This is a genomic window from Pseudoalteromonas sp. P1-30, assembly GCF_001400005.1.
In the GTDB taxonomy this organism is placed as follows: Bacteria; Pseudomonadota; Gammaproteobacteria; order Enterobacterales; family Alteromonadaceae; genus Pseudoalteromonas; species Pseudoalteromonas atlantica.
This window is the reverse complement of record NZ_LKBC01000002.1, coordinates 411966-434584: the sequence shown is the minus strand read 5'-3', so window position 1 is coordinate 434584 and position 22619 is coordinate 411966. Positions and strand designations below refer to the sequence as shown.

The window sequence follows — 22619 nt, the reverse complement described above, 5'->3', positions numbered from 1 at the left end:
ACTCTCCGACTTGAGTACTTTAAAACTCGCCTTGGAACCATTTAGTAATGCGGTTCCACCAATTATTATTATCCTCTGCTTTCGACTTTTGTGCATTCATCGATTGCATAGTGCGCCCGTATTGTAACAAACCTACAGCGGTTGCGTACGAAGGATCGTCTACGTAGTCTGTCAAACCAACTATCCCGATTGGTTTGCCTATTCTCACTGGCATTTGGAAAATGTCTTCAGCCACTTCCATTGCGCCAGTCATTTTAGCAGTCCCGCCTGTAATAACGAGGCCTGCCGCAATTTGGTCTTCTAAACCTGAGCGACGAATTTCTTCCATCGCTAATTCAAATAATTCTCTAAAACGAGGCTCTACCACTTCAGATAAAGTATGGCGCGACATTAATCGTGCTGGTCGCCCGCCTACACTTGGTACTTCTATGGTGTCTTCGTTACTGGCCATTTGGCTACTTGCACATGCATATTGTACTTTGAGTGACTCAGCATGTGATATAGGTGTACGAAATATTTTTGCAATATCACCGGTTACTTGATTACCCGCCACTGGGATAACCGAAGAATGACGTAATGCCCCGTTAATATAAATAGTGATATCCATTGTACCACCACCAATATCAAGTACCGCTACACCAAGCTCTTTTTCGTCATCGGTTAAAACCGAGTAACACGATGCGAGTGCAGTAAATATAAGCTGATCAACCTCTAAACCACAGCGTTCAACACATTTTTCAATGTTTTTAGCCATGTCGTTTGAGCAGGTAATAATGTGTGCACGTGCTTCCATACGTACACCGCTCATCCCAAGGGGGTTTTTAATGCCCTCTTGCATATCAATGCTGTATTCTTGCGGTAATGCATGCAGCATTTTACGCTCGGCCGAAATAGGCACAGAGCGCGCTATATGAATTACATTTTCAATGTCTTCATCGGTTACTTCTGTATTATTAATAGCAACCACGCCGCTTTCGTTTTGACACTGTATGTGCTTGCCAGAAATCCCTAAGTACACTGAGCTAATACGACAATCAGCCATTAACTCGGCTTCATCTATTGCTCGGCGAATCGACTCAGACACTAAGTTTAAATCGTTAACGCCGCCTTTATCCATACCATGAGATACTTGGCTGCCCACACCAACAATGCTGAGCTTGTTATCTGCGGTGATTTCACCTACCGTGGCCACCACTTTTGAGGTACCAACGTCTAATCCAATCACTAGGTTTCTTTCTGCTGACTTAGTCATGCCTTACTCTTATTTTGTAATTGCTGTTCTTGCACAGGCTTATAGCTAACTGCAAGGCCGGTATCATAGCGTAAATCTATTGCATCTATTTGTGCATCTGCACGCTTTTCCATGCGCGGGTACACATCTATAAACCGCTGTACTCGCTTTGCTTTGTCTTTGCGTCCTAAATTTAAGCGCACACCATTATCTAACCATAACTGCCACGAAAAACGCTCCGAAAGGGCTAAGCTTTTTAGCGTTAACGCATTTACATTTAGCATTTCGTCAAACTGCTTAAAGGCAATCCACGCTTCTTTTTCGCTGCCTTCTGGGCCGTAAAGTTGCGGTAAATCATTGGCGAGTTTATCGCTACTTGCTTCAAAGGCATCGCCACTTTGGTTTAGCAGTAAATCGCTATTCCAATGGGCTACGGCTTCGTGTTCAACTACGTACACTTGTATTGTATCGGGCCATTGCTTGCGTACCGATACGGTTGCAACCCAAGGTAAATCTTTTACCAGTTGCTGTACGCGTTTTACATCTAGCTCAAAAAAACTGCTTAAATCGGCCTTTTTTATTGCTTTTATTATGGCCTTTTCGTCAGTGTATTTGGGCTTTCCTAGCACTGTTAAGTGCTTTATTTGTGCATCTTTGTTCTCTACTAGCCAATCAGATACACCGGTAGTTATTTGCACGAGCCCAATCACTACCACCAGAAAAAAGCTCACACCAAAAATTAGCGACCAATTAAAGTTAAGTTGCTGTTTTAACTGTTGAGCTTTTTCTAAAAGGGGATGCATATTAAAGCGTTTGCCCCAAAATGCGAACAACTAATTGCTCAAATGTTGCCCCATTTGCTTTTGCCGCCATGGGCACCAGCGATTTTTCGGTCATGCCAGGGACTGTATTTACTTCTAATAAATAAAAATTCCCCTGCTCATCTTGCATGGCATCTACACGGCCCCAGCCGCTTGCACCCACTAAATCAAACGCCTCTAACGAGATAGCCTGTAAGTGCTGTGTATCTTGCGCCGATAAATCTGCAGGGCAATGATACTGTGTTGTATTTGATTGATACTTAGCTTGGTAATCGTAAAAACCATTTGGAGTCGTCATTTCAATCACAGGCTGTACTTCATCGCCTAATACAGTCACGGTAAATTCGCGCCCAGTTATCCACTGCTCTACTAACACTTGGCTATCAAACTTAAAAGCGTGTGTAAGGGCATCTTCAAGCTCTTGAGCGGTACTTGCTTGCGCCATACCTATGCTTGAGCCTTCGTGCGATGGCTTAACCATTACTTTTTTAAACTCATCCATAATGGCTTTTGCATCAAAGCCTTTTTTAGCATCAACAACTGCATAAGGCGCTGTGCTTAGCCCTGCAGATTTAAATAAATGCTTACAACGGACTTTATCCATTGCCAAGGCTGAGCCTAATACAGTGCTGCCCGTGTATGGCAAATTCATAAATTCAAGCGCGCCTTGCACTGTACCATCTTCGCCACCACGGCCATGCAAAGCAATAAAAACACGATCGACCTGTAATTCTTTTAGCTCCCACAAAGAGCGATTTTGCGGGTCAAAAGCAATGGCATCAACGCCGGCATTTTGTAGTGCATTAAGCACCGCTTGCCCTGAACGTAGTGACACTTCGCGCTCTGCTGAGTTACCCCCAAGCAGTACTGCTACTTTACCAAATTGCGCGTTTGCTTGCGTCATACTTCACCTTGCTTTAATTTTTCCACCGACATACCTGTTGCCGCTAATGTTTTAACCAATTGTCCTATATTACCAGCGCCTTGCGTTAAAACTAAGTCGTTATTTTGTAAGTTATCGGCCAGCACACCAGCAAGCTCTGCGCTCGTTGCTACATGTAGAGGCTCTTTTCCGCGCTGACGTAAGCTGCGGCACAGGCTTTTACTGTCTGCGCCAACAATAGGCTCTTCGCCGGCACTGTACACATCAAGTAATAAAAGTTGATCTACATCTGCTAATACTTTTACAAAGTCTTCGTATAAATCGCGTGTACGGGTAAACCTGTGCGGTTGATAAACCATAACTAAACGCTTTTCTGGCCAGCCTTCGCGTACCGCTGCAATGGTGGCAGCAACTTCTGATGGGTGATGTCCGTAATCATCCACCAGCATGACATTGCCGCGCTCATTTTCAAAACTGCCATAATGCTGGAAGCGTCGTCCTATGCCTTCAAATTTTTGCAGCGCCTCTAAAATTGCGTGGTTAGCAATGTTTTGATCTTTAGCCACTGCAATTGCCGCCGTGGCATTCAGTGCGTTGTGCTTACCTGGCATATTAAGCATTGCACTTAAGCTTTCACCACTTTTATGTGTCACTGTAAAAGTACAAGTACTTGCTGATTGGCTAAAATCGCTCATGCGGTAGTCGGCATCTTTTGACTCGCCATACGTGATCACAGGGCGACCAAAACGCGGGATCAGCTCACTTGCTACTTGCGAGTCTATGCACACTACGGCTAAGCCATAAAATGGCAGGTTATGAATAAAGTCCACATAGGTGTCTTTCATTTTCTCAAGACTGCCGCCATAGGTTTCCATGTGATCTTCTTCAATATTGGTGATCACCGATACCATAGGCTGTAAATGCAAAAACGATGCATCGCTTTCATCTGCCTCAGCAATTAAAAAGTCGCTTTTGCCCACTTTTGCGTTACTGCCCGCGCTATTTAATAAGCCGCCAATAATAAAAGTAGGATCAAGCCCTGCCTGAGCATAAATGCTGGCAATTAAACTGGTTGTAGTGGTTTTACCATGTGTGCCCGCAATGGCAATGCCATGGCGAAAACGCATTAATTCGGCAAGCATTTCAGCACGGCGAACTACCGGTATACGCGCTGCTTTTGCAGCAATAATCTCAGGGTTTGTTTCGTCAATAGCACTTGAAACAACAACTACGTTTGCATCTTTTACGTTGTTTTCGTGATGGCCTATAAATACTTCTGCACCGGCTTTAATTAAGCGTTCGGTCATTGCGCTGTGCGCTATATCTGAGCCTGTAATGCGGTAGCCTTCAAAAGCCAGTACTTCAGCAATGCCGCCCATACCCGCACCACCAATACCAATAAAATGGATGGTTTCTATTCGACGCATAGCAGGTCGAGTTTGTTGTTCTTGTATTGACTTATCTTTCACTTATTTTCTCTTATTTGTTACTTGCTCACAGTGCGAAGCAACGCTTGCTGTGGCATCTAAAATGGCTTGCTGCTTAGCATTGCTGGCCATTTGTTTAATTAATATAGGCTTTGCCAAATACGGGTTTAATAGCTCAACTATTGAATCTTTATTAAACTGCGGCTGAGGCATTAAAAGCGCGCCATTTGCGGTTACTAAATATTTTGCGTTGGCGGTTTGATGATCGTCTACCGCATGTGGAAACGGCACAAACACAGCCATTTTACCCGCGGCGGCAATTTCACTAACAGTCAGTGCACCAGCACGGCAAATAACAATATCGGCCCACGCGTAGGCGGCGTCCATATCATCTATAAATTCAGCAACTTTTAGGTCTTCATCTGCAATGTTGCTTTTCGCATACGCGCTTTTTACGCCCTCAATATGGCCTTTACCTGTTTGGTGCCACATTTTAATTAGCGCTGTTTTAGCAAGTAAATTAAACGCCTCTGGCAGTGTTTGGTTAAGCACTTGTGCGCCTAGCGAGCCTCCCACCACTAAAATATTAATAGGGCTTGAAACATCACGTTTAGCTACATTAGCAACGCTTGCACGTACTGGGTTACCGACTAATTCGGCTTGCCCTGGTGCAAAGGCGCTTGGAAACGCAGCAAGTACTCTGTTAGCAAATTTTGCCAACCACTTGTTGCTCATTCCTGCTACTGCATTTTGCTCATGAATCACCAGTGGAATGCCTAAACTTTTAGCGGCAATGCCGGTTGGCCCGGTTACATAGCCGCCCATAGCAAGCACTACATCAGGTTGCTGAGATTTCAATACCTTACGCGCCTGCAATATTGCATTAAGTACCATGAATGGGGCTTTAATAAGACGCTTTAAGCCATTACCGCGTACGCCCTTTACATTAATAAAATCAATTTCAATGTTGTGCTTTGGTACAACATCCGCTTCCATTCTGTCTGGCGTGCCTATCCAGCTTACTTGCCAGCCTTGCTCTTTTAAATAATCGGCTACAGCAATACCTGGGAATATATGCCCGCCTGTACCACCGGCCACAACTACTAATTTTTTACTCATCGCTTACCTCCGCGTGAGGTGGCTTGTTTGGTTGCCATTTTGGTTTCAAAATCAACACGCAATAAAATACCGGTGGCAATCGTCATTATTAATAAACTTGAACCACCATACGAAATAAACGGCAAGGTTAACCCTTTAGTCGGTAATAACCCTGCACTGGCGCCTACATTAACCATGGTTTGAAACGCAAACCAAATGCCAATAGCAAACGCAAAATAGCCTTCGTATTCTTTGCCACATTTTAAAGCTTGTTGGCCTATTAAAAGCGCCCTAAATACAAACACAGCCAACACACATAAAATACTTGCTACACCTACAAGGCCTAGCTCTTCACCTATAACGGCAAAAATAAAATCGTTATGCGCCTCGGGTAAATACTGTAACTTTTGCACGCTGTTACCTAACCCTTGGCCAAACCAGCCACCTTGGCTGTAGGCCATAAGCGACTGCACTAACTGATACCCTTTACCAAATGGGTCTTCCCAAGGGTCTAAAAAGCCCACCACTCGCGCCATTCTGTATGGCTCTACAATAATCAGTAATACAACAAGCCCTACGCCCGTTAAAATAAGTACAAAAAACTGCCATAACTTTGCGCCGGCCAAAAATAACAGCCCCACTGTTGTTACAAACATAACCACCACGGTTCCTAAATCGGGCTGCAGTAAAATAAGTAAGGCATATACCGCGAATACAGCGATAGGCTTAGCAAAGCCTTTAATATTTTCTTGTACTTCTTCGCGCTTTCTTACCAAGTAGCCTGCTATATAACTGAAAAAGTATAATTTAGCGGCCTCGGCCACCTGAAAACCAACAGGCCCAATGGGTATCCAACGCTTAGCGCCGTTGACTTCGCGGCCTATTATTAACACGGCAATAAGTAGCACCATACCAAGCAGCAACAAATACGGGTTTGAGCGTTTCCACCAATCCATAGGCACGCTGGCGGCAATCCAAAATAAAACAAATGCCATCGCTAAAAACATGCTGTGGCGAATGGTAATATGGTATGAGTTATCAAACAGCCTTTCGGCTGTGGGCATTGAGGCGCTGGTCACCATTATAAAACCCACCCCTATAAGCATTAACATGCAATAAAGCAGTGGCACATCGTAAAGCTGTGCTGAGGGTTTAGGGGTGAGTGTTTCTTTTAAATCGGCAAAGGCAATCATAATTGCCCTTCCATTACACATTGCACAAAGTCATCACCGCGTTGCATGTAGTTGTTATACATATCAATGCTGGCACAGGCAGGGGCAAGTAATACAATGTCACCGCGCTTGCTAAGTACTTTAGCGAGCGATACCGCCTCTTGCATTGTGTTTACCAAGTGCGATTTACTCGTTAAAGCAGCAAGCTCTGCTGCATCTTTACCAAAGCATACAAGCGCTTTTACATGACTTTTTATATATGGCTTTAACGCACTTAAATCAGCGCCTTTAGCATCACCACCGGCTATAACAATCAGGTTTTCGTGATCTGAGGCCAAACTATCTATTGCCGCTATAGTGGCGCCAACATTGGTGGCTTTAGAGTCGTTAAAGTATTGAACACCATGTTGCTCATCAACAAACTGGCAACGGTGCGCTAAACCATTAAATTGACAAAGCGCCGCTGCGTACTGTTCTTTGCTAATATCAAACGGGCTTAATAACGCCATAACCGCAAGTGTATTTAAGTAATTGTGCTTACCAACGACCGCAAGCGTGCTAACAGGTAAGTACGCCTCGCCTTTTACTATAAAGTGCAGCTCATTATTGCGCTCAGCTAAGTGGTAATCACCGTGGTCGGTGCCAAAGCTCATTTGCGGCGCTAAAGCGCGACTAATAGGCTTAGTTTGAATATCATCTGCGTTGGTTACTAAAAGCTCAGCATTGTTATAAATGCTTAATTTAGAGTCGATATAGGCTTGGTAGCTGTCGTAACGATCTAAATGATCTTCAGATATATTTAATACCGCTGCGCTTATTGGTTTTAAGCTTGAGCAGGTATCTAGCTGAAAACTCGAAAGCTCCAGCACATACACGTCAAAATCATCACTTAGTAAATCCAATACCGCAGTGCCAATATTGCCACCTAATGCCACCTTATAACCTGCTGCTTTTAATACCTCGTAGGCTAAGGTAACAACGGTTGATTTACCATTAGAGCCTGTAACAGCAACAACCGGCTTTGTATTTATACGAGCAAATAGCTCTACATCACCAATTACTTCAATGCCTGACTCTATTGCTTGAGCAATTGCGGGAATTTTTAAGCTAAGCCCGGGGCTTATGATGATCATGTCGGTTTTACAAAGCGCGGCGCTAGCTAAATCACCAAAATGCGTATTAAGCTCAGGAGCATGCTCGCTAAGCCAATCCATACCTGGTGGCGCAACCCGGCTATCAACGACCTTTGGTGCAAAACCATGAGATAATAAAAAACGCACAATGCCCAGACCGGTTACACCGAGTCCGAGCACTGTTATATGTTTGTTTTTTATCTCGTTTAAATACTGCATTTATCGAATCTTTAATGTCGCAAGGCCAGCAAGTACTAGCACAATTGAAATTATCCAAAAGCGCACAATAACACGTGGCTCTGGCCAACCTTTTAGCTCGTAATGATGATGAATCGGCGCCATTCTAAAAATGCGCTGTCCGCGTAATTTGTATGAGCCCACTTGTAAAATTACCGATAAAGCTTCCATTACAAACACACCGCCCATAATAATAAGCAGTAGCTCTTGGCGTACTAAAATAGCAATAATGCCCAGCGCGCCGCCAAGTGCCAGCGACCCTACATCACCCATAAACACTTGTGCTGGGTATGTGTTAAACCATAAAAAGCCTAACCCTGCGCCAACAATAGCGGTACACACAACCACCAGCTCACTAGCAAGCGGTAAATGCGGGATATGTAAGTAAGCCGAAAAGTTAATATTACCGGTTAAATAAGCAATTATCGCCAGTGCTGCCGCCACTAAAATAGTCGGCACTATCGCCAGGCCATCTAAGCCATCAGTCAGGTTTACCGCGTTTGAAGTACCCACTAATGCAAAGTAAGTAATTACAATGTAAAACAAGCCTAGTTGTGGCAATACATCTTTAAAAAATGGCACAACAAGTGAGGTTTCTGACGCTTGTGTACTCGTTGCATACAGTGCAGTTGCCACCACTAGAGCAATAACCGATTGCCAAAAATACTTCCATTTAGCAATTAGCCCTTTAGGGTCTTTACGTATTACTTTGCGGTAGTCGTCTATAAAGCCCACTAAACCTAATGAGCCAATTACAAATAAGGTTGCCCATACGTATTTGTTTGATAAATCAGCCCATAATAAGGTGCTGGTAAATATGGCGCCTAAAATAAGTAAGCCTCCCATAGTAGGAGTGCCTTTTTTAGATAAGTGAGATTCGGGGCCATCATCACGTACTACTTGGCCAATTTGCATTTTTTGTAACGAACGAATGAGCTTAGGGCCAAAATAAAGCGACATCATTAACGCTGTTAATATGCCTAAAATGGCACGTAGGGTTAAATACGAAAAAACATTAAAGCCACTGTAATATTGGGTTAAATACTCTGCCAGCCAAACTAACATTATGATACTCCATTGATGGCTTGTTGCTGGCCATTTACTAAATCGGTTACTAATAATTCCATGCGAGAACTGCGCGATCCTTTCACCACAAGCGTGGTTTTATTGTTTGTGTTATTAAGACTGGTTTGAATTTGCTTGAGCATCTCTTCTCGGTTAGAAAAATGACGGTTTGGCTTATCAAATACATCGCTTGCGTATTTACTTAACACACCTAACGTATACAGCTCATCAATGCCTTGTTGTTTGGCGTATTCGCCTACTTCTTGATGGTAAGTTCTGGCTTGTTCACCAAGCTCTCCCATATCGCCCAGCGCTAAAATACGGTGCCCTTGAATATCACTTAATAAATCAATTGCTGCTTTTACCGACTTAACGTTTGCATTGTAGGTATCATCAATAACGGTCAGTGAATCAGTTACTTTTATTAAATTTACCCGCCCCTTAACATCGCCCATGGTGGCAAGTGCGGTGGCTATCTCTTCAAGTGATACATCAAACTCGCTGGTTAAAGCCGCGGCAATAAGCGCGTTGCTCACGTTGTGCTTACCAGGAAGAGCAAGCGTTACTGGTACTTTTTGATCTTGTGTACACAATAAAAAGCTCGCGCGAGCGTTTTCGTCCAGGCTGATATTTTCAGCCCAAATATCAAGTTTTTCAGTACTTGAAAAACACTTAACAGAGCGCCCTTTTAATTTATCAAGCCAGTATTGGCTAAATTCGCTATCGCAGTTAACAATGGCAACGCCATCGTCTTTTAGGCCATCAAAAATCTCACCTTTTGCCTTAGCAACTCCCATTAGACTACCAAAGCCTTCTAAATGCGCTGCGGCCACATTACACACCACAGCTACATCGGGTTTTGCCATGGCGGTAGTGTAAGCAATTTCGCCTAAATGATTAGCGCCAAGCTCTATAACAGCAAAACGGTGCTGCGGCTCTAAACGTAATAGCGTAAGCGGTACGCCAATATCGTTATTAAAATTACCTTTTGTAGCAAGCACATCTCCGTGCACCGATAAAATAGCGGCGCACATTTCTTTTACCGTTGTTTTACCCACGCTGCCCGTAATAGCAATGGTTTTAGGGTTTACCTGCGCCATAACTGCCGCACCTATATTACCTAATGCAATACGGGTATCGCTAACAACAAACTGCACAATATCTACATCTACTTTATGCTGAACAATAACGCCAATAGCGCCTTTTTGTTTAGCGTCAGCAATAAATTTATGGCCATCAAAATTAGGCCCTTTTAAAGCTAAAAACACCTCACCGTCGCAAATGCTGCGGGTATCGGTATTAATATTTACTACATTGAGATTATCACCTAGATAATCGGTTGCTAGCACATTTGCCAGCCAATCAAAGTCCATTGGGATCATTGAGTTATCCCTCTTACTGCTTTTTTTAGTTGTTCTTTTACATAACTGCGATCGCAAAAGTCGATACGTTGATCGCCAATAATTTGGTAATCCTCGTGGCCTTTGCCGGCAATTAAAATAACGTCATCCGCATTTGCATTTTCTATTGCATAGCGAATGGCTTTTGCTCTGTCAGCCTCTAAATGGGCTTTTTCAGGCTGCGATAAACCCGCTGCCACATCTGCCAAAATAGCATCTGGGTTTTCTGAACGCGGATTGTCGCTGGTAACAATAACCTTATCTGCATTTTGCTCTGCCGCTTGCGCCATTAAGGCACGCTTGCCTTTATCTCTGTCGCCGCCACAACCAAAAACACAACTAACCCCACCAGGCACATGTTTTTGTAAAGCTTGTAAAGCCAGAGCAAGTGCATCAGGCGTATGGGCGTAATCAACAACGCACGTAGGTAAATTAACTTCGCTAAACGCTTGCATACGCCCAGCAACGGGGTGCAAATGCGCGCATCCGGCGGCTAACTGCTCAAGCGGATAACCTAGCCCCAACAACGTTGCCAGTGCCGCAGTTAAATTATATAAGTTAAACTCACCAAATAGAGGCGATGTTACGCTAATATCACCCCAACTTGTGCTCAATTGCGCCGAAATACCATTTTTAGAATACTCAACATCAGAAAAATACACATATTGTGCATTTTTAGGCGCTAAATTTTTACGACCATAACAAATAAGATTATTAAAACTGTATTTTTCAAGCCATTGCTCTGCTTGCCCATCGTCTTGATTAAGCACCACTAGCTGTGGGTCAAAATCGCGAAACAGCATAAGCTTAGCGTCGCCATAACTTGCCATATCGCCGTGATAGTCAAGGTGATCGCGCGATAAATTAGTAAATACCGCCGCTTTAAATTGGCATTGTGCCACACGCTGTTGCACTAACCCGTGCGATGAAACCTCCATCGCCACAAGCTTTTTATGCTGCTGTTTTAAGTCATGCAATATGTGCTGCAAGTCAACAGCCGAAGGCGTGGTATTAATAAGTGGCGTAAGTGTATCGGGGTGGCCATAACCTAATGTGCCTATAATGGCCGAAGGGGTACTACAAAACTGCGCTAAATGCGCCATCATAGCCGTTGTTGTAGATTTGCCATTAGTGCCCGTTACACCAATTAAATCGAGAGATTGGCTTGGGTTTTCATAAAATTGACTCGCTAGCTCTGGGAGTTTTTTATCAAGCTCAGTTACTAAATACAGTGGCTCAAAAGTGACATCAAATTCACACAGTCTATCGGCAATAATGGCTGTAGCGCCGTTTTCAATTGCTTTGGCAATAAACTGTCCGCCATCAAGCGCATGGCCTTTTATAGCCACAAATACATCGCCAGGGGTTACATCCCGGCTATCAAGGCGTAAATCTTTAACTAGCTGCGAAGGTGCATCTATGTCGATGTATTTTAAAATAGCCTTTAAATCACGCATCGTTATCTTTACCTTTTACGTAAGCCACTTCTTCCTTATCAGGGGCTACGTTTAATATTCTTAATGCGTTAGAGACGATTTCTGCAAATGCAGGGCCTGCGGTGGCACCTCCATAGTACACATCGCCACCGGGCTCATTTATCATCACTACCACAGCCAAGCGTGGATTACTTGCCGGTGCTACACCTGCAAAATAACCTACGTATTCATCACCGTAACCACCAGCAACCGCCTTTTTAGAAGTACCGGTTTTGCCTGCCGCACGGTAGCCATCTACTTTTATGTTTCGGGCTGTACCGTCTTTTTCAAACACGCTTTCCATCATGTGAACAACGGCTTCTACGTCTTTTTGTTTAAAAATACGCTCGCCTTCTGGCACACCGTCTTGCTTTAAAATCGTTAACGGACGATTAATCCCACCGGCGCCTAACATGGTGTAAAAACGGGCCATTTGCGCCGTACTTACCGAAATAGCATAACCAAACGATAACGTAGCAATTTCAAAGTCAGACCAGCGGCGGTTTGGATAAAATAAACCACTACTTTCGCCAACCATGCCTGTGCCGGTATCGCTACCAAAGCCCACTTTTTGATATAAGCCAACTAAGTAATCTTTAGGTACTTGCTGCGTTACCTTTGCCACGCCCATGTTTGATGAATACTTTAAAATTTCGCGAAGCGTCATTTCACCGTGGTTACGGGTATCTTTTACTAAACTGCCGCCTAAACGCATCCAACCTGGGTAGGTATCAATGGTGTCGTCGGCTTTAATTGCGCCGTAGTCTAGCCCAGCTAAAATGGCTAGTGGCTTAACGGTTGAGCCTGGTTCAAACAAATCGGTAATTGCGCGGTTACGGCGTTTATGTGGTTGTGCATCGTTCAAATTATTTGGATTAAATGATGGGCTATTTACCATGGCCAAAACTTCACCGGTTTTAACATCAACCACCATGGCCGACCCCGATGTCGCTTTATATGTGAGTACAGCAGATTTTACTGCTTTATAAGCAATTGCTTGAATACGTTGATCAATACTCAGCTGAATGTTTTCAGGCTCTACACGCTCACGCTCATCTAATACTTCAACTTCGCGGCCTTGGGCATCTTTACGAATAGTGCGGCGGCCTTCTTCGCCTGTTAAGGCATTTTCGTAGAGTTTTTCAATGCCTTCTATGCCTTTTCCATCAATATTTGTAAAACCAATAATGTGGGCCGTTACCTCTCCCGCGGGGTAATAACGTTTAGACTCATCTAACAAATGAATACCAGGTAAGCGTAATTGACTAATGTAGTTGGCAACAGCCGGTGTAACTTGGCGCTTTAAATACACAAAACGACGGGTGGGATCATTTAATAAACGCGAATTTATTTTTTTAGGATCGATACGTAATACATCTGCCAGCTCACGCCAACGCAGATCATTTTCATAATAAACAGAGGTACGCTTATCAAGCTCAGCGGCATTTTCTGCAAGCGTTTTATGATCTTCACCGTTTTTACGTGCTTGTTTTATAACTTTAGCAACAAGTGACTTATGCAATGCTTTAGGATCGGCATACACACTGACTACAGGCACACTTACAGCAAGCTCTTTGCCTTGACGATCGAAGATCATACCGCGTTGTACATGTAGTTTTTCTACACGAACGGTGCGTTTATCGCTTTCTGAACGGGCTTTATCTGGCTCAATAACTTGTAAATAGGCAGCACGCGACACCAGTGTTACAAACACTAAAAACACCACAGTGCACACCAACATAAAGCGCCATGTGATTAAGTTATTGACCTGTTTTTTGCCGCGATTTCTCATTGTATTATTATTACCTGTTCATCCTGACTGGTAGGGCGCTTCATTTGAAGCTGCGTGGTAGCAACTTCTTCAATGCGCGCATGCTGCGAATAAAACTCTTCTTCTACAAGTAAATAACGCCATTCAAGGTCGAGCTCATCTCGCTCTTGTAGCAGCGTATCTTGCTTAATTAGCTGCGCGCGAGCCGAGTGCGTAACCTGCACTACTGCAAAGCTTGAAGCGAATATCACAACCAACAAGGCCGAGGTTAGCTTGTTAGCTCCTAGGCCTTTTAATATTTCTAAAAATAAATTGGGTTGGCGATGATTCGCTTTAGTGTTCATCCAAGCCTCTGTGCAATCCTAAGTACTGAGCTGCGAGAGCGTGGATTACGCTCAATTTCTTCAGCACTTGGTTTAATAGCTTTACCCACTGCTTTTAACGTCAGGTTTTTATTTATTTGTGCGTCGGTTAAAGGCAGACCTCTGGGTATCGCTTCTCCCTTACTCTGTTTTCTAATAAATTGCTTCACTATTCTGTCTTCAAGTGAATGAAACGAAATAACCACTAAACGCCCACCTGGCTTTAATACTTTTACAGCGGCTTGCAGTGCGGTTTGAATTTCTTCCAGTTCACTGTTTATGTAAATTCTGATTGCCTGAAATGTACGTGTGGCTGGGTGTTTAAATTTATCTTTAACGGGCACCGCTTCATCGACTAAATCGGCAAGTTGCTTGGTTGTAGTAATTGGCGTGTGCTCTCTTACCTCAAGTACTTTGTGGGCAATACGCTTACCGAATTTTTCTTCACCGTAGGTTTTAATTACATGGGTAATGTCTTCAAGCTCAGCTTCGGCTAGCCACTGCGCTGCACTGCGCCCACTTGTTGGGTCCATGCGCATATCAAGAGGGCCGTCTTTCATAAAGCTAAAGCCACGCTCTGCGTCATCAAGCTGGGGGGAGGACACGCCAATATCTAATAAAATGCCATCAACTTTACCTAACAGATCGTTTTGCTCTGCTACATCGTATAAGTTAGAAAAGCGGGTGTGAGCTATAGCAAAGCGTGCGTCATCGGCAAATTTTTCAGCCGATTTTATTGCTTGTGGGTCTTGATCAATGGCCTGTAAACGCCCTTGCTCACCAAGTCGAGCAAGTATTTGACCTGAGTGTCCGCCACGTCCAAAAGTACCATCCATGTATATGCCGTCTGGCTTAATTGCAAGAGCATCGATGGTTTCGTCCATTAATACGGATACGTGTTCAAATTGCGCAGTCATTAGCTTGTGTTTGCCTTTTTTAGTGCCGTTAGAGTGTGAAATTATCTAAATCTTGGTTTGCTTCAAAATCGCCGAGCCTTTCCAGCTCAGTGTCTTGGCGCATTTGTTCGTGCCAACGCGCTTCATCCCAAATTTCAAATTTATTCATTAAACCAACTAGCATGATCTTTTTGCCAAGTTCTGCGTGGCTACGCAATGAAGGCGCCAGCAAAATTCGACCATTTTTATCAAGTTGATACTCTGTGGCATTACCTAACAACATACGTTGCATTCGGCGAGCGCGTGGATTCATATTAGAGATTTTAGATAAGCGGCTTTCTATTTCTTGCCACTGTGCAAGAGGATACAACCATAAACACGGCTCGTTTAGCGCAATGGTACATATTACCGTTCCTTGATCTTCAGACAGCAAAGCGTCTCGGTACTTAGTCGGTACCGCAAAACGTCCTTTATCATCCAAGCTCAGTGAACTAGCGCCACGAAACATAAAAAGCCTACTTTTAAATTGTGTAATCGAGTTTCGATTAATTTGATCCAGTTAGATCCACTAAAAACCACTTTTTACCACAGTGCTCCAGTTTAGGGCTTGACAAGCCTTTTTGTCAAGTAAGCTGACCAGCTTTAACGTCTCGCTAAGCTAGAAAAAATAAGGCTTTACGCAAAGCGATTGAATTACGTGGGAAAAAGTGGAGGTAGTAGATAAATTTTTTTTTAAGCGATACTAATAACGTTTGGTTTACATAATTTGCTTACTGAATAATCAATGAATAATTACAAAAAAATGAATCTAGGGCCTGTTGACCTTTAAGGATTATAATTTGTTCAATCTAGGGGGTATTCAATCGCGGCGTGAGGTTTGTAACCTAGTGGGCTAAGTAAAAACCGAGTAACAAAGAGTAAATGCCCCCTAGGCAGAACCCTTCGGGCAGCGCCTGTTTGACATTTATACGTCGTTATCGCCTATTTATGGGGAATAACCACACTACATAGGCTCTACCTTGCCTAAATCCCAAACAGACTGCTGCAAATTAAATCTCGAAAGGTAAACAGGCCCTAGGTTTATAGGCATGTAAAATTTACTTAGCACAGCAGCAATACTTACTTCATGCTGCTTTTTATTTAATCTACCGCACCCTACCTTAAATATATAAAAACAATAAAATCAAGTGGTTAAATTATTTTTAATGGTTGGTTTAATCGTTGCATCTGCTATAGCACCAGTTAAATTTTTTTATTTTATTTATTAAGGATTGATTATGGCTACTGCAACAAATACAAAACCGAATACTGAAACAAACATGAAACCTGATCTTAAACAAAAAGAGAGTGAGGCACCGTTGACTGAAAAAGCAACGTCTGTAGCACACGATGCAGTAGATGCACTTTCAAGCAAGGCATCAGTTGCTGAGTCAAGCGTACGTAAAGGCGCTTCAAGCTCTGCAGAAGCACTAAGCGAAAAACAACTTATTGCTCGTGAAAAACTAACTGAGTGCAGCGCAAAAACGCGTGCTTTTGCCTCAGAAAATCCGCTAGCAACAGCGGGTATTGCTTTTGCGGCGGGTATGCTTGTAACGTCACTATTTCGTCGTAAGTAATAAATAATGAGTAGCTCACAAACAACAGCAACCACGGACGGTAATGCTCAAAATCAAACAACTGATGACCCTAGCCAAAAGGATGATTGGCAGGATCATATAGCAAAGATCATTGAATACTCTGACCAGCTCAAGGAGGATTATAAAACGCAAGGAAAGCTTACCCACCAACTTGCAAAAGCTGAGTGGAAGCTGTCGTTACGATCAATGGCGTTGATCACTATATTTTTAGGATGTTTTGCCAGTGGTTTGATTTTGTTGTGGGCCGGCTTATTAGGTGCAATTGGCTACGGTGTATATGATTTATTTGGCTCGGTTTGGCTTAGCTTTGCTACTGCTGCACTCGCGCAAATAATTTGTTTAATTTGGCTTTGGCGAAATACCGTATACCTAAGCAATAAAATTGGCTTTAGTAAAACGATTAAAAGTGTGAAGCAACTTTTAAATCTATAAGGAAATAACCATGCTCGTTAATTTTCTAATTAAAGAACCCAATGAGAACGTTGACACGTTAAATAAGCAAATGGATTTACAGCATGCATTAAAACGCCAGCACCATGCAGCAATAAAGTACCGCTTTAAGCGCTTTGCAGCCACCAAGGTAGGATTGGCATCAGCCTTTTTAGCCGGAGCAACGGTTCAAGCTGGCAAAAGCGAAACGAGCTTTGTGCGAAAATACGGCTGGCTGGTAAAGTTATTTGCATAGCAGCAATTGCATTTATAAAAGCTTTTTTAAAAGTGCAATTGCCGCTTACTTTAATGCCTTCTAATACCTCTTAGCCCAACTTGTCTCTATTATGATTTTGGCTAAAGTTTAACGCCGGCCCTTTTGGAATAATTTGCGTTGGGTTGATCATCGTGTGGCTAAAATAGTAATGTCGCTTAATATGCTCAAGGTTAACCGTACTGGCTACTCCCTCTATTTGGTATAACTCACGTACATAGTTACTCAGCGCTGGGTAGCTTTCAATGGTGCGTAAATTACACTTAAAATGCCCTACATACACGCTATCGAACCGAATGAGTGTGGTAAATAAACGCCAATCCGCTTCAGTTAATGTGCTCCCCATCAGGTAACGATTTTTACTTAGTATGCCCTCTACTTTATCAAGTGCTTTAAATAACGCAGTAAATGCATCTTCGTATGCTGTTTGTGTGGTTGCAAAACCCGCTTTATATACCCCATTATTAATATTGGTATAAACAAGGTCGTTAATTTCGTCAATATCAGCTTGTAGTGATTGTGGGTAATAGTCATCCGTATTATTCGTAATTTCATTAAATGCGGTATTGAACATACGAATAATATCTGCAGATTCATTACTAACAATTTTATTTTGCTGCTTATCCCAAAGCACAGGCACAGTTACTCGCCCACTGTAATTTTCATCGTGCTTAGTATAAATTTGATGTAAGTATTCACTATTAAATAAATCATCGCCGCTACTGAGGTTATCTTTATCAAAGCTCCACCCCTTATCTAACATATCTGGGCTGACTACCGATACGCTAATAATATCGCTTAGGCCCTTTAGCTGTCTGAATATAAGTGTGCGATGCGCCCACGGGCACGCTAAGGCAACATATAAGTGATAGCGATTTGCTTGCGCTTTAAATCCGCCGTTTCCTGTAGGTCCAGGGCTGCCATCTTTTGTGATCCAATTACGAAGCTGCGCTGCTTCGCGTTTAAATTTACCATTATTCGAGTCGGTGTCGTACCATTTGTCTTGCCATTGACCATCAACTAATAAACCCATAATAACCTCCTCAATTAATTATTAAATGTTGCCAAATTCGCCGTTTTGATAATCACGCACCGCTTGTTTAATTTCCTCTTGCGTGGTCATTACAAATGGGCCCATATGTGCAATAGGTTGCTCAAGTGGGTTACCCGCTAAAATAAGTATCCCCGCCCCCTTTTGTGAAGATATATCAATGTCACTGTTTTCACTTAATATAAGCAACTTGCCAGCATTAAATGTTTGCTCGTCACCTGTAATAAGCTCACCTGTATGAACATAAATCATCACTTTACGTTGTTTAAGCCCTGCTAACTGCATGCGTGTATTAACGGGGAGAGTAACATTGGCCAGTGCAGCATTGGCCGCTAAGCTTTGCAAACTCGACGTTAACGTACAATCTTCAAACTGCCAATTACCCGCAAGTGCGCTAAAGCTCACGCCGTGCTTGTTAGTGACTTCAGGCGCTGGATTTTGTGTAGTATCTTGATAACGTGGCGCACGCATTTTTTCGCCACTGGGCATATTGATCCAAATTTGAAAGCCATGCAGCCCCTCTTTTGCATCTGTCAGTGGCATTTCACTGTGCATTACGCCTCTACCTGTACTCATCCATTGTACATCACCAGATCGGATCGCTTTTTTGTTACCCATTTGATCTTGGTGTTCAAAGCCACCTTTAATAATGTACGTAAAGGTTTCAATGCCGCGATGAGGGTGCGGTGGAAAGCCACCAATATAGTCACTTTCATTGTTAGACTTTAGCTCATCAATCATTAAAAAAGGGTCGAGATATTTGCCATCAAAACCAGGTATTCGACTTATGTTTACACCATCACCATCTTGGGTGGCGTAAGCAGTTAACACTTTTGCTATGTTCATATTTAAAATACTGTAGTAGATTAATTAATGAGCTTATTAAAGCATTCATAAAACAATACGACTATGTCTTTAAATCGAGCAAAACGTTCTATTTTTTAGAAAATTGAGTGTTTATTTTGATAATTCGTTTATTTGGCATAATAAGCTTCATGATTAAAAAACACAGACTTAAGCTGATTTCTAATAACTTTTTAGTGCAACCCTATATTTTGTATGGTTATTTTTGGCTTTTATGTCTACAATCACTTTTTAGGGACGCAGAGCTTAAGGAAAACTTATTTTTACTTCATCGCTTAAAAGCCAGCTTTACAGGTTACTCATCCTACTTAGCATTCCCGGTGCCGCTGTGACGGTATTTACGCTATGGTATGAGCGTGATGCTGCCATAGAAAAAAGTGAAGAAAGAATAGTAAATATAGCTAAGCACTTGACACAACATCAAAAAACAATGGTTGATGATGTTAAACGTATTACTATTTATTTAGCCGATAAAACAGCAAAAAATGAAACACTCCCCACAACCTGCCCTAATTACTTTTACGAAATAAAAGCCCTTTATAAGAATATTGCAAATATAGGTATTGTTGATAAAAATGGCGACCTACAGTGCGTGACAAATGGTCGTAGTAAAAATATTAATATTAGCGATCGTACTTATTTTCAAAATGCCATTAGTAATAAAAGTTTTTCGGTAGGGTATTTTCAATACGACCGAAGTATTCAAGCGCAAAGTGTCAATTTTGCCTACCCAATTATAGATAGTAATAACCAACTAAAAGGCACACTGGTTACCGTTATTGCATTGAATTGGTGGAATATCGCCTTAAGCGAAGCAAAATTACCTAACAATGCCAAGGCCGTTATTGCCGACTCTAACGGCTTAATACTGGCCAACTACCCTAATCAACCACGTAATTTAGGCCAAAAAATTACTGACATAGATTTACTTCACGATAAAAGCTCGTTAACCGTGTTTAAAAATGCAGAAGGCGAAAACCAGGTTTTTCACCGCTCAGTTATATACAAAGACGGCCATGATAATAATTTAGATATTTATATAGCCGTTTCGGTTGAAGACTTTATTAATAAAGTGAATGAAAGCTTTGCTAAAACCATTTTTGCGTTTTTAACGGCTATTGCCCTGTTGGTGCTGCTAGCTAGGCGCTTAATTAAACAAAGTATATTTAAGCCTATCGCTAATTTAACCAAAGCCACAGATGAACTGGCAAATGGCACTATGCCCAAGCATATTAAAAAGCCCAATAGCCCAGAGCTGCGCGCGCTTTATGACCGTTTTGCTGTGATGGCACAAACCCGGTTATCTGCAGAGGCTAAATTAAAAAATAAGCACAACGAATTAATGAGCTTATTAAATGCTTTACCCGATACCTACATACGTATAAATGCCCAAGGCAAAATCCTTTATATTGGCGGCTATATTAGCCCTGTGCTAAACGTTGAGACAGGCAAAGCTTTAAAATTAGTTGATGTACTCTCTGAGGCCAACGCAGAGTTACTGCTTTCTCAATTAGGTACTTTAGAGGGCTCACAAACCATTGAGTTTACATTGTTTAAAAAATCTAAAGAGCACTTTTTTGAGGCAAGAGTCAATGCACTCACTAATAATGAATACATTATTGTTCTTAGAGATATAAGCCAAAAAAAGGTCAACGAAAAAGCACTTCATTTAGCGTCGCTTGTTTACAGTAATAGTAGTGAAGGGATGATGATTACAGACCCCGACGGCATTATTTATGACGTAAACCCTGCTTTTTGCGAAACAACCCAATACAGCAAAGAAGAAGCGATAGGTAAAACCAGCCGTATTTTAGCATCTGGCAAACACTCAAAAGCATTTTATGAAAAAATGTGGGCAGAGCTCAGAGAAACTGGCCGTTGGCAGGGTGAGATAATTAATCGTAAAAAAAATGGCGACACCTATACCGAGTTTCTGATCATAGATACCGTTTACGATGATAAAAACATGCCTACTCGCCGGGTGGCCATTTTTACCGACCTAACAGAAAAAAAACAAGCCGATGAAACCATATGGCGAAAAACTCACTTCGACCACTTAACTGATTTACCAAATAGGCTTGAGCTTAAAGAGCGTTTAAATAAGCGTTTTGAAGAAGTAACAGGCGACAAATGCGAACTTGTTGTGATGCTGCTCGATATTGATCACTTTAAAGATATTAATGACACGTTAGGCCATCATTATGGCGATAATCTACTTAAGTTAGTTTCTCAACGGATAATTCAAGCTGCAATAAACGCCAGTTTTGTCGCGCGTATTGGCGGTGATGAGTTTGTGATTGTATATGACCATGTTAAAAGCAGTCGCCATATAAACCAAATTGCCAGCAATATATTGCAAAGCCTTTCATCAAGTATACAGCTTGAAGACGAGGAGCTATTTATTAGCGCTAGTATGGGCATTGCATGCGCACCTAGCGATGGCCAAAGTACAGAGCTGCTATTAAAAGCTGCTGACCAAGCCATGTATAAAGCTAAAAATAACGGCCGTAATGGGTTTGAGTTTTTTTCAAAAGATATGCGTATTCATGCGCAAGCGCGTATGCAGCTATTAAAAGATTTACGCTCCGCCATAGAGCTTGAACAATTTGAGCTATTTTATCAGCCTATTGTGGCATTAAACGATTTGCACATTCATAAAGCCGAAGGGCTTATTCGCTGGCACCACCCTAAAAAGGGGTTAGTCTCGCCGGCGACGTTTATACCGCTTGCTGAGGAAACTAGGCAAATAAATGCGCTGGGCCAATTTGTATTTACACAAGCAATACACACCCTAAAAGAAATAAACACCACCATAGGGGAGCAATTTCAAATTAGTATAAATGTCTCTCCTGTGCAGTTATCAACAATCGATAGCGGAATTGACGATTGGTGTGAGATTTTAAAAGCAGCCAAGCTACCTGCCTCCTCTATTGTGGCCGAGATCACAGAAGGCCTTATGGTTAACCCAGAGCCACTAACCCAAAGTCGCTTAAAAACATTAGTCCAGTCAGGTGTGCAATTAGCGCTAGATGACTTTGGCACCGGCTATTCATCGCTCGCGTACTTACAGGAAATGGATACCGATTACCTAAAAATAGATAAACGCTTTATTGATAATATTAAGGCAGGGAGCCAAGAGCTTGCTTTATGTGAAGCCATTATTGTAATGGCCCACCAGCTTGGCCTAAAAGTTATTGCCGAAGGAATTGAAACGCAGCAACAAATGCAGCTACTACTAAAAGCAGGATGCGACTACGGGCAAGGTTATTTGTTTTCAAAGCCAGTGTCTAAAAAAGAGTTTATGACGTTGCTGAGCAGCAAAAAAATGGTTATTGCCAATAATAAATAAGTAGTTACGCAATAAATAGAGTGTCTACACGGTCAGGTAGTTTA

20 protein-coding genes are annotated in these 22619 nt (G+C 42.3%); 4 read left to right on the top strand and 16 right to left on the bottom strand.

The genetic code is table 11. The annotated features are described in order from the left end of the window. Positions 1–19: 19 nt before the first annotated feature. Genes ftsA through mraZ form a run of 14 tightly spaced genes read right to left on the bottom strand, consistent with a single transcriptional unit; the run spans position 20 to position 15479 of the window. Positions 20–1252, bottom strand: coding sequence for a cell division protein FtsA (gene ftsA, locus AN395_RS05470; RefSeq protein WP_004589420.1), 1233 nt, complete (start codon positions 1250–1252; stop codon positions 20–22). After that, entirely contained in the window at positions 1249–2034 is a 786-nt protein-coding gene (locus AN395_RS05465; protein ID WP_054982321.1) for a cell division protein FtsQ/DivIB, read from the bottom strand. The genes ftsA and AN395_RS05465 overlap by 4 nt, the downstream gene beginning before the upstream one ends. Position 2035: 1 nt before the next feature. After that, on the bottom strand, positions 2036–2956 hold the full coding sequence (locus AN395_RS05460) for a D-alanine--D-alanine ligase (protein ID WP_054982320.1): 921 nt from the start codon (positions 2954–2956) through the stop codon (positions 2036–2038). Beyond that, entirely contained in the window at positions 2953–4362 is a 1410-nt protein-coding gene (gene murC, locus AN395_RS05455; protein ID WP_054982667.1) for a UDP-N-acetylmuramate--L-alanine ligase, read from the bottom strand. Before murC ends, AN395_RS05460 begins: the two co-directional genes overlap by 4 nt. Positions 4363–4404: 42 nt before the next feature. Beyond that, positions 4405–5481, bottom strand: a complete 1077-nt coding sequence (gene murG / locus AN395_RS05450) for an undecaprenyldiphospho-muramoylpentapeptide beta-N-acetylglucosaminyltransferase (RefSeq protein WP_054982319.1) — start codon at positions 5479–5481, stop codon at positions 4405–4407. Next, positions 5478–6653, bottom strand: a complete 1176-nt coding sequence (gene ftsW / locus AN395_RS05445; protein ID WP_004589415.1) for a cell division protein FtsW — start codon at positions 6651–6653, stop codon at positions 5478–5480. Before ftsW ends, murG begins: the two co-directional genes overlap by 4 nt. Then, positions 6650–7984 carry a UDP-N-acetylmuramoyl-L-alanine--D-glutamate ligase gene (gene murD / locus AN395_RS05440; protein WP_054982318.1) on the bottom strand — a complete coding sequence of 445 codons (1335 nt, stop codon included), beginning with the start codon at positions 7982–7984 and terminating at the stop codon, positions 6650–6652. Before murD ends, ftsW begins: the two co-directional genes overlap by 4 nt. After that, a complete protein-coding gene (gene mraY, locus AN395_RS05435) occupies positions 7985–9067 on the bottom strand; it encodes a phospho-N-acetylmuramoyl-pentapeptide-transferase (protein WP_004589413.1) in 1083 nt (360 codons plus the stop codon). Beyond that, positions 9067–10449: a UDP-N-acetylmuramoyl-tripeptide--D-alanyl-D-alanine ligase gene (murF, locus tag AN395_RS05430; RefSeq protein ID WP_054982317.1), complete on the bottom strand. Its 1383-nt coding sequence runs from the start codon at positions 10447–10449 to the stop codon at positions 9067–9069. Before murF ends, mraY begins: the two co-directional genes overlap by 1 nt. Then, on the bottom strand, positions 10446–11924 hold the full coding sequence (gene murE / locus AN395_RS05425) for a UDP-N-acetylmuramoyl-L-alanyl-D-glutamate--2,6-diaminopimelate ligase (protein ID WP_054982316.1): 1479 nt from the start codon (positions 11922–11924) through the stop codon (positions 10446–10448). The genes murF and murE overlap by 4 nt, the downstream gene beginning before the upstream one ends. Then, positions 11917–13734: a penicillin-binding transpeptidase domain-containing protein gene (locus AN395_RS05420; RefSeq protein ID WP_024033305.1), complete on the bottom strand. Its 1818-nt coding sequence runs from the start codon at positions 13732–13734 to the stop codon at positions 11917–11919. Before AN395_RS05420 ends, murE begins: the two co-directional genes overlap by 8 nt. Further along, the gene (ftsL, locus tag AN395_RS05415; RefSeq protein ID WP_024033306.1) at positions 13731–14057 is read right to left on the bottom strand and encodes a cell division protein FtsL; all 327 of its coding nucleotides are present in this window, start codon (positions 14055–14057) and stop codon (positions 13731–13733) included. The genes AN395_RS05420 and ftsL overlap by 4 nt, the downstream gene beginning before the upstream one ends. After that, positions 14054–14992 carry a 16S rRNA (cytosine(1402)-N(4))-methyltransferase RsmH gene (gene rsmH / locus AN395_RS05410; protein ID WP_004589408.1) on the bottom strand — a complete coding sequence of 313 codons (939 nt, stop codon included), beginning with the start codon at positions 14990–14992 and terminating at the stop codon, positions 14054–14056. Before rsmH ends, ftsL begins: the two co-directional genes overlap by 4 nt. 28 nt (positions 14993–15020) lie before the next feature. After that, positions 15021–15479: a division/cell wall cluster transcriptional repressor MraZ gene (gene mraZ / locus AN395_RS05405; protein ID WP_004589407.1), complete on the bottom strand. Its 459-nt coding sequence runs from the start codon at positions 15477–15479 to the stop codon at positions 15021–15023. Positions 15480–16248: 769 nt separating this feature from the next. Between mraZ and AN395_RS05400 the strand changes: the two genes are divergently transcribed. The 3 genes from AN395_RS05400 to AN395_RS05390 are packed head-to-tail and all read left to right on the top strand — an operon-like array spanning position 16249 to position 17293. Continuing rightward, on the top strand, positions 16249–16587 hold the full coding sequence (locus tag AN395_RS05400; protein WP_004589131.1) for a hypothetical protein: 339 nt from the start codon (positions 16249–16251) through the stop codon (positions 16585–16587). Between the two features lie 6 nt (positions 16588–16593). Further along, positions 16594–17040 (top strand): hypothetical protein, encoded by a 447-nt coding sequence (locus tag AN395_RS05395; protein WP_024033307.1) that lies wholly within the window; start codon positions 16594–16596, stop codon positions 17038–17040. A 10-nt stretch (positions 17041–17050) separates the two neighbouring features. Continuing rightward, a complete protein-coding gene (locus tag AN395_RS05390) occupies positions 17051–17293 on the top strand; it encodes a hypothetical protein (protein ID WP_004589129.1) in 243 nt (80 codons plus the stop codon). 70 nt (positions 17294–17363) lie between these two features. Here AN395_RS05390 and AN395_RS05385 read toward each other — a convergent pair whose 3' ends face one another. Continuing rightward, entirely contained in the window at positions 17364–18344 is a 981-nt protein-coding gene (locus AN395_RS05385; protein ID WP_054982315.1) for a glutathione S-transferase family protein, read from the bottom strand. A gap of 21 nt (positions 18345–18365) precedes the next feature. Then, positions 18366–19208 carry a pirin family protein gene (locus AN395_RS05380; protein WP_054982314.1) on the bottom strand — a complete coding sequence of 281 codons (843 nt, stop codon included), beginning with the start codon at positions 19206–19208 and terminating at the stop codon, positions 18366–18368. A 346-nt stretch (positions 19209–19554) separates the two neighbouring features. Here AN395_RS05380 and AN395_RS05370 point away from each other — a divergent pair, with 346 nt between their 5' ends. Then, positions 19555–22575, top strand: a complete 3021-nt coding sequence (locus AN395_RS05370; RefSeq protein WP_095206621.1) for an EAL domain-containing protein — start codon at positions 19555–19557, stop codon at positions 22573–22575. Positions 22576–22619 lie beyond the last annotated feature (44 nt).